Origin of the sequence: Streptomyces sp. NBC_00647 (assembly GCF_045207245.1) — a bacterium.
Lineage (GTDB): Bacteria > Actinomycetota > Actinomycetes > Streptomycetales > Streptomycetaceae > Streptomyces.
Window position 1 is genome coordinate 5,200,245 of record NZ_CP109040.1, and the last position, 13,438, is coordinate 5,213,682.

Below are 13,438 nucleotides of genomic sequence, written 5' to 3' on the forward strand. Positions count from 1 at the left end.
CTCGTTCGGGTTCGCCCCTCCAGGGCGAGTGTCCAGACAGACGCGCATGTTCATCCCTCATGTCGGTACAACGGCGTGACGCGGCGGCTCTCCAACACGGTGAGCGTGTCGGGGTCGTAGCGGCAGGAGATGAGCGTCGAGAACCTCTTGGTCCGAACCTCCCTGTACAGCTCAGCGAGGTTGTTCTCCAGGTAGTGCACGACGCCGTTCGCGCCGATGGCGTGGACGCCCGCGATGTAGAGAAACGTCCCCCGCCCATCCAGCCGGGGGAGTCGTCCCAGGTAGCCGAAGTCACCCGGCGAGCCGTCCTCATCCAAGGGCGAGCGGTACTCCTTTCCTGCCTTCCGGTCCAGCAGGTGCCACGCGCGATCCTTCTCAAACCGAAGGTTGTCGTCGCCTTCAAGCACCTGGGCCACGATCGGCGACAGTCGCGGGCCGCAGACCACGACGTGGTTGTCCCTGTTGAGGTTGACGATTCCTGTCGTCGGGATCACCTCGTACTCGGCTTCCAGCTTCATGCCCCCCAGCAACTTGCGCAGGTGCTCGAAGTTGTCGAGGTCTTCCCTGGTCACAACCTCACTGGGGTTCTGGTCAGGCCCCTTGCCAGCTTCATATTTGCCACCAAGCGAGACAGTCACCTGTCCCGTGCCGAAGAACGCACGCTCCGGCGGCGGGCCGGCAGAGGCTAGCTGACCAACGCGCCCGCGACTGACCCCGAGTTTCGTGGCGATCTCAGCCTGAGTCATGCCCGAGGCCTGGGCTTCCTCGATGGCTTCACGCCGAACCCGGGACAGCTCCAAAACCCAGCCTTGGTACGTCGCCATCAGGTCGATTGCTGCTTTGGCCCTGTCGACCGGTACCGCGATTTCCGCGACCCGCTTCATGTCGTCGTGCACGGCTCTCCAATGCTCGCCTAGGGGGGCTAACGAACCGTATCGCAAGAGGGGGTTGCGCGCAGCTCCGACTTTGCCTACGGTACCTAACAGGCAACACGGCAACCCCCCCTAAGCAGCTTGGGGAAGTGGTCGTCGCGCCCCACTTGACCTGCAGGTATGGCGTCCAGAGGAAAGCCCGTGAGGGCGAGTACGAAGAGAGCGTCGATTGTTTGAGAAATCAACAGAGTGCCGATCCAGTCGCCTGCACACGGGCGGTCGATGGATCGATGTGAGCCCGAGTGCTCACGGTCCTTGACGCCTCGAATCGGGGCGTCGGGGGCCGTGGCTGCTCGGCCGAGCAGACCTACCCGACAACGGCGCGCGGCTCCCGGGAGGCACCCCGGGAGCCGCTGTTCGGGCCGTTCCACCTACTAGGGAGAACACGACCCAATGAATTCCATCGTCACTGTTCAGGACGTTGTTACCGCGTTCGCCGACTTCATGGAGCCGACGGATGCGGAGCTGGACGCGATCGAGCGGGAGATGCCCGTCATCACGGCGGACATCGAGCTGCTGGACGCGCAGATCGTCACCCTTGACCGCACGCCCACCGAGCTGGACGTCCGCCGGATCCGGCGGGCGCAGCGCCGGGCGCTGGTCGCCCGCCGCGAGCTGGCCAACCGCACCGCCGACGCGAGCACGACGGGCGGCGCGGCATGAACCTTCACCGCAAGGGACGGGCAGCTCTCGTGCTGGCCCTGGTCGCCGTGGTCGCCATGGCGTTCCGCGTGTCATGGAACGCGTTGCGGGACATCGCCAACGCGGTCGGCGCGGACAACACGGCCGCGACGCTCTACCCGTTCGTGGTCGATGGCCTGATGGCCCTGGCCCTGGTCGCCACGCTGGTCCTGACCGACAAGGCGCGCGACTTCGCCCTACGGGTACTGGGCGCCTACACGCTCGCCTCGCTGGTCCTCAACTACGTGCACGGCCTGGTCCCGAAGCTGCACGACGCGCAACTCGACTGGACCCGGCTCGCCGACTGGGACCCCGCGAACTGGGCCCTGGTCCTGCTCGCGACTTCGCTTCCGGTCGGGTCGATCTACTTCGGTTCCGACCTGGTCGCCAAGGTTCTCCACCACCGCCCCGACCCGATTCCGGCGCCGGACGCGAATGCGGAGAAATCCACCGAGATCACAAGGAATCGGTCTACCGCTGACCTCGCGGTATCGACCCCGGCATCCGCCCCGGCCGCACTGCTTCCCATGCCCGATCCGGTCACTGTCGACTTTCTCAAGTCGACCCAACTGGCCAAGCCGACCCCGACCCCGGAGCGTGCTCCGGTCGCGGCAATCGAGCACCGCCCGGTGGCCGCTGAGTCGACCCGACCGCGCCGCGCCACGGGACGCGTTCCGGAGGTGGCCCGATCGGCACGGCCGCGCCGCACCAAGGACCAACTGACCGATGAGGCCCGCGCCGCAACGGCCGATTGGACGGACGGGCAGATCACGGCGGAGGGTATCCGCCGCGCGGTCCACACGTCGCCGGTCAACGCCCGGATGCTGCGGGACGCCCTGCTCACCGAACGCGCCGCCAACACCGTCTGATGGGCGGCTCGCTCACTCAGTGCTTCGACCCGGACGGCGACCGCCACGGGATACCGACATTCCCGTGGCGCCTCGCCCCGGACGGCTACGCCACCCGCCGGCAGTTACGGGCCCGCGGCCTGCGCCCGGGCGGCCAACCCGTAGCGGCGCAGGTCCTGCGCCCGCGGTATCGGCGCGGCCCGTTGGTCGCCTACCTGTACCGGATCGACCGCGCCAAGCCCGTCCGGTCGATGACTCCGGGCCGGCGGGCCGCGCTCGCCAAAGCGATGCAAGCACGCCGCACCTGCCCGTCCTGCCGCCGCGACGCCGGCTACGTCATCCCCGCCTCGCTCGGGACCTGCGTGCCCTGCGCCTACCCCGAAGACCAGCGCGCCGCCTGAACTCTCCCACCACCTCTTGGAGTTCCGCTGTGACCAGCATCAACGCTGCTCCGAGCACCATCGACTACGCGTGGCACGCGCACGTGACCATGCCCGGTGAGGGCCGTGCCTTCGCCCACGGAACCGTCACCGTCCCCACCTCCTTCTGCTGGGACCGGGTCACCCGCGAAGTCGCCGCATGGCTGCGCTCGCAGGGCTCGACCGTCCAGCTCGCCGACATTCACCTCATCCTCGCCCCGCACGCCGGAAGGACGTACTGACCATGGGAAAGCCCAACACCCGCCGCCTTGACCAGGCGATCCGCGAGACGAACCGCAAGCTCGATGCCGTCCGCAAGGGCGAGCTGTGGCCGCTGACCGGATCGGAGCGCCGTCAGATGCTCGCAGCGCTCGCCGGCGGCTCCTACCGGGTCATGCGCGGAAAGAGCACCGGCCGCGCGGACAACCGGATCGACTCCGTCTCCACCTCTGCAGAAACGCGGTTGATCGCTGAGATCACCGCGTTGCAGGTAGAGCGTCAGCGACTCGTGACGGAAGCGGCGCAGGCCAAGGCCGCGAAGAAGTCCTCCGGTTGGTGGTGAGCGTGGCCAACCAGTCAACGCCTCCCGGTGAGTGCCCGCAGTGCTGGCAGCACGCCCACGACCCCCGCGCCCACCGCAACCTCCGGCCGCGCGAGGACTGCCCGCAGTGCGTGGACCACATGGTCAACGGCCACCCCAACATCGTGCCGAGGAAGTCCCGCTGGTGGTGACGCGCACCCGCGCCACCCGCTCGCCCCGCACCGCCCTCCCTTTTCACCCTCACCCCGGACACGGGGCAGTCAGGAGTGTCCTGAACCATGAGTGACAACGTCGTTCACCTGCACAAGAACAACGAACCGGCTCCCGAGTCGGCCACCGTGACCACGCTGACCGTGGTCCCCGAACCGGCACCCGCCGCGCCCGTCCCGTTGTGGGTCCGCTCCGGACGCGCGGTCAAGACCGCACTCACGCATGAGACGACCAAGACCACCGCCCGCGCCGTTGCCCGGCACACCCTGTACGTCGTCGGCGGGGCGAAGATTGCGGCGAAGCGGACGTGGGACGGTCGGACCGCGTCCCGGTACGAGCGGATGTTCCGCGCCGCCGAAGCCGCGGGCAACCACGAGATGGCTTCGGAGTGGGAGGAGCGCGGGCAGCACTTCCGCGAGGCCCGCCACCGCCGCCGCATGGACCTCCTGCACTCCCCGATCGACGCGGCCAAGGGCGTTGCGGTCAGCGCTGGTATGGGTGTCGGTTCGCTGGTCGCCCTCGGGATCGTGATGGCGATCGCGACGAAGGACGTCACGGACGTCGTCACCCCGTTAATGGCGACCATCGACTTCATCAACCTGCTCATCACCATCGTCCGCGTGGTCTGGGGACCGGCTCTCGCGATCGGGCCCTTCCTGGCCCTGCTCGCGCTGTGGGCGATCGGCAGCAAGCAGCAAGCCGCCCCGGCATGGGCCCTACCCGAGAACGTCCGCAACAGTGAGGGCGAGCCGATCACGCCGTCGATCGTGGTCAAGGCACTGCGCGACCTCGGAGTACCCGCCCTGCGCAACGCCATCAAGGAAATGGGCGACGCGGGCGCGTCGATGCTCGGTCCGATCCGGATCGCGGGATGCGGCGTGGAAGTCGACGTCACCTTGCCCTCGGGTGTGGCGACGAACGAGGTGCAGGGCAAGCGGCGCAAGCTCGCCGAGAACCTGACCCGGCACGAGCACGAGGTGTTCATCAACATTCCCGAGGCGGCCCGGACGGTCCGTCTGTGGATCGCGGATTCCGGTGCGCTCGATGAGCCGATCGGCCCGTCTCCGCTGGTCACGGACGCCACGGTGACCGCGAACTACAAGACCGGGAAGGCGCCGTGGGGGCAGGATCTGCGCGGTGACCTGGCGGAGCTGAGTCTCTATCAGCGCCACTTCCTGATCACCGGGCGCTCGAACCAGGGCAAGACCGCTAGTTTGCGCTCGCTTGCGCTGTGGCTGGCCCTGGACCGCTCGGTTCAGTTCTGGATTGCCGATCTCAAGGGCATCGGGGACTGGGCGATGTTCGACGGCATCGCCGAAGTGCTGATCGAGGGCCCCTCGGATGACCACGTCATCGAGGCGACCGAGATGGTTGAGGACGCGGTTGAGGAGATGAACCGGCGGATCGAGGAGCAGCGCCGTGACCCGAGCATCGTGTTCGCGCCGCTGATCGTGCTGGTCGATGAGGCGCAGTTGGCGTTCATGTGCCCGGTCGTCGGCGACGACAGGCGCCCCTACGGCGGTGCCAAGGCCACCTCGAGGTACTTCATGGCCGTGCGCAAGATTCACAACCAGGGCCGCGCGGTCGACGTGCTGATGTGGCAGGGAACCCAGGACCCGACCGATCAGAACCTTCCCAAGCTGGTCCGCGAGGGCGCGCACACCCGCGCTTCCCTCGTGCTGGGCACCGAGTCACAGGCCCGCATGGCGCTCGGTGACAAGGCAGTTGAGGACGGCGCCGCCCCGCACATGCTCCGGCAGGGGCTGGACAAGGGAACACTGGTGGTTGCCTCGGACGGCATCAAGATGCCGAAGGGGCAGTCGTCCATCACGGTGCGGACCCACTTCATCGATGCCGAACCCGCTGTCGAGATCGCCGACCGTGCCCGGGCCCTGCGCGATGGCGTCACGACCCTGCGCACCGTCGATGAGGGTGAGGAGCGGGACGCGCTCGCCGACGTCCTGGCCATCCTCGGGGACGCCCCGCGTCTGCGGACCAATGAAGTCCTCAAGCGGCTGCACGTGCTGGCGCCGGACACCTACGGCGATCAGTGGACCAACGACCGCCTCAAGGCTCTGTTGGAGCGGCACGGCGAGGAGCCGAAGAAGTCGCACGGGGTCATGGTCGTCCGCAAGGATCACGTCCTTCGCGCCCTCGCCAACCGCGACGCCGACGGTTCCGCTTCCGCCTCCCGGTAACGGGGAGGCGCACCCTCCCGGCTCGGGGAGGCGGGGAGAACTCCCCAACGCCCTCCCCGAGCCGCCTCCCCCGCGTTGATCAGCGAAAACGCCGTTCCAGGGAGGCGGGGAGGCTCCGCAGGCCAGCCCCCGAAAACCCCCTCCACAGCCCACCCCCAAGGGTGTGCCCCCGCCTCCCCAACCGTGCACCGGAAGGGATTCCGCATGTACCCCGAACACCCCACCGACAGCCGCCCAGCGACCGCCGTGGAAGTCCACCAACCCGTTCCGCTCGCCCCCGCCGTGATGGCGCCGGCGCCCCTCGTGCCCGTCCAGCCGGGCAGCGTCCCGGCCGTGGCGAGCGTGGTCCTTCCCGACGGGCGAGTCGTCACCGGCTACGCGATCAGCCCCGTCCAGCCGGAACCGCTCGCGGCCAAACCGGCCGTATCCCGAACGGCCGTGAACATCGCCCTCGGAGGGATCGGGTTCGGCGCGGTGTGCGGCGGTCTGCTGCTGCTGACGACGTTCATCGCCGCACTCACCGCGCTCATCACCCAACTGATCACCCTCGCCGCCGTCATCTTCGGCGGATGGATCGCCGTCCAGATCTTCAGCGCGTCCGGCCCGAAGGGCGGGACCACGGTCAACATCCGCAAGGCCGTGATCAAACGCAACCACTTCCACAGCTAACCGACCCGAAGGGACAGCCGTGTTCGACATTCGCATCATCTGCGACCCGGCCGACGAGCAGGCCATCACCCGCGCCCTGACCGACGCATTCGACTGCGACCCCATCGAGTGCCGCCCCGCCCACGACGGGCACCGCGTCCGCCTCTACACCAAGGCCTTCCACCCCAACCCCGCCGCACTGCTCAACGACACGTCCGGCGCCTAGCTACGCCAAGGGCGGCCCCCACCGTCTCGCCAAAGCCGCGGGGCCGCCCTTGCTCACCAGCACCTCACCAAGGAACTGGAGACATCCAGCATGACGCAACTAACCGACAACCGGCGAGCACTCGTCTTACGGCTCCGACGCGGGGACGTGTTCCGGGTACTGGACGCCTACTCGTGCATCGGCGGCGCCGCCAAGGGCTACCGGCGCGCGTTCGGCGCCAACTGCCACGTCACCGGCGTCGACATCCAGGCGCAGCCGGACTACTGCGGTGACGCCTTCCACCAGGGCGACGCGATCGAATACATCCGCGCCCACGGCCACGAATTCGACTTCATCCACACCTCCCCGCCCTGCCAGGGCGAGGGCGCCCCGACCAAGGGCACGAACAAGGCGCGCAACGCCGCGATCGGCCGCACCTATCCCCGGCTCATCGTCCCGACCCGGGCCGCGTTGGAGGCGACGGGGCGGCCGTACGTGATGGAGAACGTGGCCGGCTCCGACGTCCGCAAGGACATCCGCCTCTGCGGGGAACAGTTCGGTCTCGCCGTGCTCATGCACCGCTACTTCGAACTCGGCGGCTGGACCTTTCCGCAGCCGGTTCACCCCCGGCATCGCGGCTACGTCCGGGGCTACCGCCACGGCGTCTGGCGTGACGGCCCGTACGTCGCCGCGTACGGCAAGGGGGGCGGGAAGGCCACCGTGCAGGAGATCCGCGCAGCCAAGGAAATCGACTGGTCCACCGACCACCTCCGCCTCCGGGAAGCCCTCCCGCCCGCCTACACGGAATGGATCGGCGCCGCCTACCTCACCGCCCTCACCCCCCGGCTCGAGGTGGCCGCATGAGCGAGCACCTGCTGGACGCGGCCCTGACCGCCGCAGAACGCGGATGGCACGTCTTCCCCCTCCGCCCCGGCACCAAGCGGCCCGCACTGCACGGCGAGCGGGCATGCACCGGCACCGGCCCGTGTGCGGGAGGGCATCGGAAGTGGGAGCAGCGTGCCACGACCGACCCGGACCGTATCCGTGCCGCCTGGTCCCGGGCGCCGTTCAACGTCGGTATTGCCACCGGCCCTTCCGGGCTGCTGGTTGTCGATCTGGACACGCCGGAGCACAAGGGCAGTTCGGACGCGCCTGACGGCGCGGCAACCTTCGGGGCGCTCTGCGAGCGCGCCGGGCACACCATCCCCAACACCTACCGGGTCCGGACCGCGAGCGGCGGAAACCACCTGTACTTCACCGCACCGCCCAACGTCCGCATCACCAACACCCAAGGCACCGTTGCCGATTCGGTCGACACCCGCGCGTGGGGCGGATACGTCGTCGCCGCCAGCAGCACCACCCCGGCAGGGACATACGAAGCCCTGTGCGACCCTGAGGCGGCCTGCCTGCCCTCATGGCTCCAAAGCATCCTGCAACCTGCCCCCAAAGCCCCTCTGGCCCCTTCGGTGGCCGTAGCGGGGCAATCGCGCCGATACGCGGACGTAGCACTCGACAATGAGACGCGGAACGTCGCGGCGGCTCAAGTCGGCGAGCGGGAAGCGAAGTTGTTCCGGGCCGCACGCGCGTTGGGGCGGTTCGTCGCGTGGGGCGACCTCCCCCGGGACGTGGTTGAACAGGCTCTTCAGACAGGGGGCGAGGCGGCCGGACTGTCCGCGTCCGAGTGCCGCTCCACCCTGCGCAGCGCACTCGACTGGTCCATCGCCCACAACCAAAACCGCCGGGCGACGGCATGAGCACCCGCTGGCATCCCCCTCTGAAGAGCATCACCACCCCGGGCCGCCCGTCCGCCGCTCCACAGCCTGTGGATACGGCGGCCGTGGGCGAGCCGAAAGGCGTCGCCGAAGGCGTCCCCATTGCTGTTCGCCCTGACCCGCACCCAGGCGACGGCCGCTATCCGATCGCATGGCTCACCATCTGCGCACCGCGCAACGCCATCCCCACCGCCACCTCCAAGTGCCTATGCGGCAGGAACCGCAGCGCCATTGGCCACGGCAAGGTGCACGCCCTGATCGCCGACCACGAATCCCACCGCGAGACCTGCCCGCTCCGCACGATCCAGGAAGGGAGGGCCGCCGCATGACCGACGACATCGACGGGGCCGCGCTGCTCAACGAGGTGGAAGCCTTCCACCGCCGCTTCAACGTCTTCCCGCACGAGGCCGCCTACGTCGCCGTCGTGCTGTGGGACGCACACGCTCATCTGCTCGACTGCTTCGACTCCACACCGCGCCTCGCGTTCCTGTCCCCCGAGCCGGGGTCGGGGAAGTCCCGGGCGCTGGACGTGGTCGAGACGCTCGTGCCGCGTTCCATGGCTGCTGCGGACGCGTCCGCAGCCGCGTTGTTCCGGTCCGTGTCCGGCATCGACGGCGGACGGCCCACCATCCTGTTCGACGAGATCGACACCATCTTCGGTCCCAAGGCCGGAGACAACGAGCAGCTCCGCGGATTCATCAACGCAGGCCACGCACGCGGACGCCCCGTCTACCGGTGCGTCGGAGACGGCGCCAACCAGCAGGTACAGGGCTTCCCCTCGTACTGCGCCGTCGCCGTCGCTGGCCTCGGCTCCCTGCCCGACACGATCCTCACCCGCTCCGTCATCGTCCGCATGCGCCGCCGGGCCAGGAACGAGAAGGCAGAGCCGTTCCGCTCCCGCATCCACGTCCGCGAGGGCAACGAGATCCGCGACCGCCTCGCCAAGTGGGCCGAGTCCGTGGAGAAGCAGGTCGTCGGCGCCTGGCCCGACATGCCCGACGACGTCACCGACCGGCCCGCGGATGTATGGGAACCCCTGATCGCCGTCGCCGACGCTGCCGGCGGCGACTGGCCCGAACGGGCCCGGCAGGCGTGCGTGACGCTGGTGACCGCGTCCAAGGCCAACGACAAAGGCAGCCTCGGGGTCCGGCTCCTGATCGACTTGCGCGATCACGTCATGGCTGGCATCGACCGCCTTCCCACCGTCGCCATCCTGGACCGGCTCAACTCCCTGGATGACGCCCCGTGGGCCGATCTGAACGGCAGGCCGCTCGACAACCGGCGGCTGTCGAAGATGCTCGCGGAGTACATGACGGCCGACATCGAGCCGATCACCTCCCGCAACATCAAGACCGCCGGGAGCGTCCTCAAGGGCTACTACGCCTCCGATCTGCACGACGCGTGGGCCCGCTACTGCCCCCCGTCCCCGGAAAGTCCGCTACCTCCGCTACCGGGCACCGAAAACCTGTCCTGACCTGCGACAACGCGGTAGCGGCAACCGTCCTCGGTTGCCGCTACCGCGCCGCTACCCATCCGCTACCGCTACCCCTTCCCGCTACCCCGATCAGGCCCCTGACCTGCGCGGTAGCGGCGGTAGCGGCAGTAGCGCCCCTCAGAAGGGGGCCCGAAGCGGTTCCGCCCTGCTCCCGGAGGTTCGTCGTGCCCACCGTCGCCCTCACTCCGCCCGAAGCACTCACCGTTCCCGAGGTCATGCACGCGCTGCGCCTCAGCCGCAGCAAGGTCTACGACCTCTTCCGCTCCAAGCAGCTCGAAAGCTTCACCGCCGGCCGTGCCCGCCGGGTCCCGGTCGCCGCAGTACGCCAGTACATGCAAGACCGACTTGAGGAGGCCGCCTGATGGCCAAGCGCCGCGCCAATGGCGAAGGAACGATCACCAAGCGCAAGGACGGCCGCTATCAGGCAGCCGCATACGTCTACCGCCCCGACGGGACCCGTACCCGGAAGTTCGTCTACGGCAAGACCCGCGAAGAAGTCGCGGACAAGCTGACCGAGTTGCAGGAATTGACGCGGCAGGGCATCCCCGCCGCGTCATCCACGATGGCGTTCGGGGACTACCTGACGTATTGGTTGGCCACCGTCGCCCCGGAGCGGCTGAAGCCCGCGACTCTCAACAGCTACGAGGGCCTGTCCCGGCTCTACATCCGTCCGGCCCTCGGCAAGAAGCGGCTCAACCGGTTGTCTCCAACGGACGTACGTCGGTTCCTGACTGAGTTCAAGGTCGCGTGCCTCTGCTGCTTGCGGGGCGCCGACACCGAACGCTCGGAGGACAAGCGGGTCTGCTGCGCTGTAGGTCGCTGCTGCAAGCGCCGGCCGTCGGCCCGCACGGTCCAGTACATCCACGCGGTGCTGAGGTCCGCGCTCCAACAGGCGATGCGCGAAGAACTGATCGCGCGGAACGTCGCCCGGATCGTGGAGACACCCACGGTCGTCTCCCAGGAGGTTCGTCCCTTGGATGCGGCAGAGGTCCGGATGCTGCTCAAGGTCTCTCAGCCCCACAGGCTCTACGCCCTGTGGCTGCTGCTCGTATCCACGGGCTTACGCCGGGGGGAAGCACTTGCGCTCGCGTGGTCGGACATCGATCTCGTGGCAGGCACGCTCCGGGTCCGACGGAACGTGCAGCGCATCCGGCGGGAACTCATCTTCGGTACCCCGAAGACGAAGCGTTCCGTGCGCACGATCTCACTGCCGCAGCGCTGTGTGCGGGCTCTCTCCGCGCACCGGGAGCAGCAGGACCGGGAGCGCAAGGTCGCGGGGGCGAAGTGGAAGCCGACGCCGGGGCAGCCGGCCGGACTCGTGTTCACCACGACGACCGGCGGGGTGACGGACCCGCGGGGCCTGAACCGGATGCTCACCATCCTGTGCCGTGACGCACGGGTGCGGCGGGTGCGAGTGCACGACCTGCGGCACACCTGCGCGTCCCTGCTACTCGCCCAAGGAGTCGACGCCCGCACCATCATGGAAACGCTCGGGCACAGCACCATCACCATGACCCTGGACACGTACGCGCACGTGATGAACACGACGCTCAGGGCCGCTGCGGATCGCATGGACGACGCGTTGGGCTTCAATGACACCGATAAGGACGGCGGCGACGATCCAGCCGCGCCGGGTGCCGACTGACGGCCTGTTAGCCCTCGGCTTTCAGGCAAATGGAAGCCACCAGTGGGTCCCTGAGTCGCGCACCCGAGGGCGTTGCCAGACGCTGAGGCTATGAGCGAACCCACCCCTGGGCAGGAGCCCCGTCCCGATCCGTCTCAACAGTCATGGGGGCAAGGCGCGCAGCAACAGCCAGGAGGGGGGTGGCGGCAGTCAGGGGGAGGGTGGCAGTCACCCCCCAGTGGCGGACCACCCTATGGAGCGCCGCCGAGAAAGAAGAGACGGAAGTGGCCGTGGGTGCTGCTCGTGCTGGTCCTGCTGGTAGCGGGCGGGTGCGTGGCCGTCATCGCCGGCGTCTCGAACGAGGTATCGAAGACGGTCGAGGTGGAGTACGCCGTCACCGGCGACGCACGAAACGTGACCATCGCGTACTCCGTCTGGAACGACGACGGCATCTCGACAAGATCCGAAGTCGTCAAGACATTGCCTTGGCGGAAGGTCGTGAAAACGAAGGGCTTCATGAAAGGCGGGTCGCTGCTCATCAGCCTCAGCGGGTCGGGGGGCACCGCCACCTGTTCCGTGACCGTGGACAAGGACACCCCGAAAACGTCCACCGCCTCAGGGCCGTCAGCCGCCGCTACCTGCTCCGGCTTCTGAGGATGCCGCGACGACGTTGATGTCACCCGCTGATGTCAAAGGCCCCGCCGGTTAAACCGGCGGGGCCTTTGAGCTGTGTGCACTCGGCAGGATTCGAACCTGCAACCTTCTGATCCGTAGTCAGATGCTCTATCCGTTAAGCTACGAGTGCTTGTTCTGTTGTGCTTCTGTCTTCGCTTCCCGGGCTTTTGCCCCGCTCGCGGCGACAGGAAGAACATTACATGACTGCCGCCGCCATGTGAAATCCGTTTGCCTCACCCCTTGTGAGCTGGGAAAACGCACTTCTGGGCCCTCGCGGACACCTTGGACGCCGACGCTTTCCGCAGCACTCAGGGACCCCCGGAACGCCGAAGCCCCGGTCCATCGGACCGGGGCTTCGGATCTTCGCGCGGAGGCGGAGGGATTTGAACCCTCGATGGGCTTGAAGGCCCAAACCGCATTAGCAGTGCGGCGCCATAGACCGGACTAGGCGACGCCTCCCGCACAACCGCTCACGCGAGCGCGAGTGGTGCGTGCAGATGATGACACAGTCGAGCGCGGTGTCACCAATCGCCCCCCACGGTACTAGGCAGGCAGGCCACAGGGCAAAGCCCCCCACCGGCACGCAACCGGGCGGGGTGCCTCGCGTTAGGCAGGTCATGTTGCGCCGACTGCTCCTCACCGCCGCCATGTCCGCCACGGCCGCGCTCTCCGCCGTGCCCAGCGCCGTCGCCGGCACCCCCTCCGCCGTACCCGAGGCCTCCCCGCTGCCCGAGGCCTCCCCCGTACCCACGGCCTTCCCCGTACCCACGGCGTTCCCCGCCGGCCCGTCCTCCCTGTCCCCCGCCGCGTACGGCGTCGCCCTGCCGGCGCTGATGCCGCCGCCGGCCCGCCCCGACGACTCCGTGGACCGGCTGACGGTGACGGTCCACGGCGCGGGCGGCGGCGCGGACGGGACCTTCGAGCTGGCGTGCCACCCCGCGGGCGGGAGCCATCCGGACGCGGCGGAGGCCTGCGACCGGCTGGACCGGAAGACCACCTGGGGCAAGGACCCCTTCGCCCCGGTGCCGCCGGACACCCTGTGCACGATGCAGTACGGGGGACCGGCCACCGCGCATGTCACGGGAACCTGGGCGGGGCGGCCCGTCGACGCCCGCTACGACCGCTCCGACGGGTGCGAGATCTCGCGCTGGAACGCCATGGTGCCGCTGCTGCCCGGCTCCCGCTCATAG

General features: G+C 68.7%; 18 protein-coding genes and 2 tRNA genes. 17 read left to right on the plus strand and 3 right to left on the minus strand.

The genetic code is table 11. The features are described 5' to 3' along the window. Positions 1 to 50: 50 nt before the first annotated feature. Positions 51 to 896: a sigma factor-like helix-turn-helix DNA-binding protein gene (locus tag OG788_RS22810; protein ID WP_406373080.1), complete on the minus strand. Its 846-nt coding sequence runs from the start codon at positions 894 to 896 to the stop codon at positions 51 to 53. 429 nt (positions 897 to 1,325) lie between these two features. Here OG788_RS22810 and OG788_RS22815 point away from each other — a divergent pair, with 429 nt between their 5' ends. From OG788_RS22815 to OG788_RS22890, 16 genes are all read left to right on the plus strand, one after another. Beyond that, the gene (locus OG788_RS22815) at positions 1,326 to 1,595 is read left to right on the plus strand and encodes a DUF6284 family protein (protein WP_406373082.1); all 270 of its coding nucleotides are present in this window, start codon (positions 1,326 to 1,328) and stop codon (positions 1,593 to 1,595) included. Then, positions 1,592 to 2,482, plus strand: a complete 891-nt coding sequence (locus OG788_RS22820) for a DUF2637 domain-containing protein (protein WP_406373083.1) — start codon at positions 1,592 to 1,594, stop codon at positions 2,480 to 2,482. The genes OG788_RS22815 and OG788_RS22820 overlap by 4 nt, the downstream gene beginning before the upstream one ends. Next, positions 2,482 to 2,862, plus strand: coding sequence for an RRQRL motif-containing zinc-binding protein (locus tag OG788_RS22825; protein ID WP_406373084.1), 381 nt, complete (start codon positions 2,482 to 2,484; stop codon positions 2,860 to 2,862). The genes OG788_RS22820 and OG788_RS22825 overlap by 1 nt, the downstream gene beginning before the upstream one ends. A 29-nt stretch (positions 2,863 to 2,891) precedes the next feature. After that, on the plus strand, positions 2,892 to 3,122 hold the full coding sequence (locus OG788_RS22830) for a hypothetical protein (RefSeq protein WP_406373086.1): 231 nt from the start codon (positions 2,892 to 2,894) through the stop codon (positions 3,120 to 3,122). 2 nt (positions 3,123 to 3,124) lie between these two features. Beyond that, a complete protein-coding gene (locus OG788_RS22835; RefSeq protein ID WP_406373088.1) occupies positions 3,125 to 3,442 on the plus strand; it encodes a hypothetical protein in 318 nt (105 codons plus the stop codon). Continuing rightward, a complete protein-coding gene (locus tag OG788_RS22840) occupies positions 3,439 to 3,612 on the plus strand; it encodes a pRL2-8 (RefSeq protein ID WP_406373089.1) in 174 nt (57 codons plus the stop codon). The genes OG788_RS22835 and OG788_RS22840 overlap by 4 nt, the downstream gene beginning before the upstream one ends. 87 nt (positions 3,613 to 3,699) lie before the next feature. Next, a complete protein-coding gene (locus OG788_RS22845; protein WP_406373091.1) occupies positions 3,700 to 5,829 on the plus strand; it encodes an FtsK/SpoIIIE domain-containing protein in 2,130 nt (709 codons plus the stop codon). Between the two features lie 204 nt (positions 5,830 to 6,033). Further along, positions 6,034 to 6,498 (plus strand): hypothetical protein, encoded by a 465-nt coding sequence (locus tag OG788_RS22850; protein WP_406373093.1) that lies wholly within the window; start codon positions 6,034 to 6,036, stop codon positions 6,496 to 6,498. 19 nt (positions 6,499 to 6,517) lie between these two features. After that, a complete protein-coding gene (locus OG788_RS22855; protein ID WP_406373094.1) occupies positions 6,518 to 6,703 on the plus strand; it encodes a hypothetical protein in 186 nt (61 codons plus the stop codon). 90 nt (positions 6,704 to 6,793) lie between these two features. After that, positions 6,794 to 7,546 (plus strand): DNA methylase, encoded by a 753-nt coding sequence (locus tag OG788_RS22860; protein ID WP_406373096.1) that lies wholly within the window; start codon positions 6,794 to 6,796, stop codon positions 7,544 to 7,546. Next, a complete protein-coding gene (locus tag OG788_RS22865) occupies positions 7,543 to 8,436 on the plus strand; it encodes a bifunctional DNA primase/polymerase (RefSeq protein ID WP_406373098.1) in 894 nt (297 codons plus the stop codon). Before OG788_RS22860 ends, OG788_RS22865 begins: the two co-directional genes overlap by 4 nt. An 83-nt stretch (positions 8,437 to 8,519) precedes the next feature. Then, positions 8,520 to 8,783 carry a hypothetical protein gene (locus OG788_RS22870; protein WP_406373100.1) on the plus strand — a complete coding sequence of 88 codons (264 nt, stop codon included), beginning with the start codon at positions 8,520 to 8,522 and terminating at the stop codon, positions 8,781 to 8,783. Then, positions 8,780 to 9,928 carry a DUF3631 domain-containing protein gene (locus tag OG788_RS22875; protein ID WP_406373102.1) on the plus strand — a complete coding sequence of 383 codons (1,149 nt, stop codon included), beginning with the start codon at positions 8,780 to 8,782 and terminating at the stop codon, positions 9,926 to 9,928. Before OG788_RS22870 ends, OG788_RS22875 begins: the two co-directional genes overlap by 4 nt. A 185-nt stretch (positions 9,929 to 10,113) precedes the next feature. Beyond that, positions 10,114 to 10,311 carry a helix-turn-helix domain-containing protein gene (locus tag OG788_RS22880; protein ID WP_406373103.1) on the plus strand — a complete coding sequence of 66 codons (198 nt, stop codon included), beginning with the start codon at positions 10,114 to 10,116 and terminating at the stop codon, positions 10,309 to 10,311. Continuing rightward, complete coding sequence (locus OG788_RS22885; RefSeq protein ID WP_406373105.1) at positions 10,311 to 11,594, plus strand: tyrosine-type recombinase/integrase; 1,284 nt, start codon at positions 10,311 to 10,313, stop codon at positions 11,592 to 11,594. Before OG788_RS22880 ends, OG788_RS22885 begins: the two co-directional genes overlap by 1 nt. 273 nt (positions 11,595 to 11,867) lie before the next feature. Continuing rightward, positions 11,868 to 12,227: a hypothetical protein gene (locus tag OG788_RS22890; protein ID WP_406373106.1), complete on the plus strand. Its 360-nt coding sequence runs from the start codon at positions 11,868 to 11,870 to the stop codon at positions 12,225 to 12,227. Positions 12,228 to 12,305: 78 nt separating this feature from the next. On the opposite strand, the gene OG788_RS22895 is transcribed toward OG788_RS22890, so the two are convergent. Together OG788_RS22895 and OG788_RS22900 are read right to left on the minus strand one after the other, a co-directional pair. After that, positions 12,306 to 12,378: transfer RNA gene (locus OG788_RS22895), tRNA-Arg, on the minus strand. Positions 12,379 to 12,616: 238 nt separating this feature from the next. Beyond that, a tRNA-Ser gene (locus OG788_RS22900) sits at positions 12,617 to 12,707 on the minus strand. 158 nt (positions 12,708 to 12,865) lie between these two features. On the opposite strand from OG788_RS22900, the gene OG788_RS22905 reads away from it, so the two are divergent. Then, positions 12,866 to 13,438: an SSI family serine proteinase inhibitor gene (locus OG788_RS22905; protein ID WP_406373108.1), complete on the plus strand. Its 573-nt coding sequence runs from the start codon at positions 12,866 to 12,868 to the stop codon at positions 13,436 to 13,438.

Excerpts from the sequence above, each read along its gene's own strand:
- OG788_RS22815 (WP_406373082.1), top strand. The coding sequence starts at position 1,326 with ATGAATTCCATCGTCACTGTTCAGGACGTTGTTACCGCGTTCGCCGAC.
- OG788_RS22820 (WP_406373083.1), top strand. The coding sequence starts at position 1,592 with ATGAACCTTCACCGCAAGGGACGGGCAGCTCTCGTGCTGGCCCTGGTC.
- OG788_RS22825 (WP_406373084.1), top strand. The coding sequence starts at position 2,482 with ATGGGCGGCTCGCTCACTCAGTGCTTCGACCCGGACGGCGACCGCCAC.
- OG788_RS22835 (WP_406373088.1), top strand. The coding sequence starts at position 3,125 with ATGGGAAAGCCCAACACCCGCCGCCTTGACCAGGCGATCCGCGAGACG.
- OG788_RS22845 (WP_406373091.1), top strand. The coding sequence starts at position 3,700 with ATGAGTGACAACGTCGTTCACCTGCACAAGAACAACGAACCGGCTCCC.
- OG788_RS22850 (WP_406373093.1), top strand. The coding sequence starts at position 6,034 with ATGTACCCCGAACACCCCACCGACAGCCGCCCAGCGACCGCCGTGGAA.
- OG788_RS22860 (WP_406373096.1), top strand. The coding sequence starts at position 6,794 with ATGACGCAACTAACCGACAACCGGCGAGCACTCGTCTTACGGCTCCGA.
- OG788_RS22865 (WP_406373098.1), top strand. The coding sequence starts at position 7,543 with ATGAGCGAGCACCTGCTGGACGCGGCCCTGACCGCCGCAGAACGCGGA.
- OG788_RS22875 (WP_406373102.1), top strand. The coding sequence starts at position 8,780 with ATGACCGACGACATCGACGGGGCCGCGCTGCTCAACGAGGTGGAAGCC.
- OG788_RS22885 (WP_406373105.1), top strand. The coding sequence starts at position 10,311 with ATGGCCAAGCGCCGCGCCAATGGCGAAGGAACGATCACCAAGCGCAAG.
- OG788_RS22905 (WP_406373108.1), top strand. The coding sequence starts at position 12,866 with ATGTTGCGCCGACTGCTCCTCACCGCCGCCATGTCCGCCACGGCCGCG.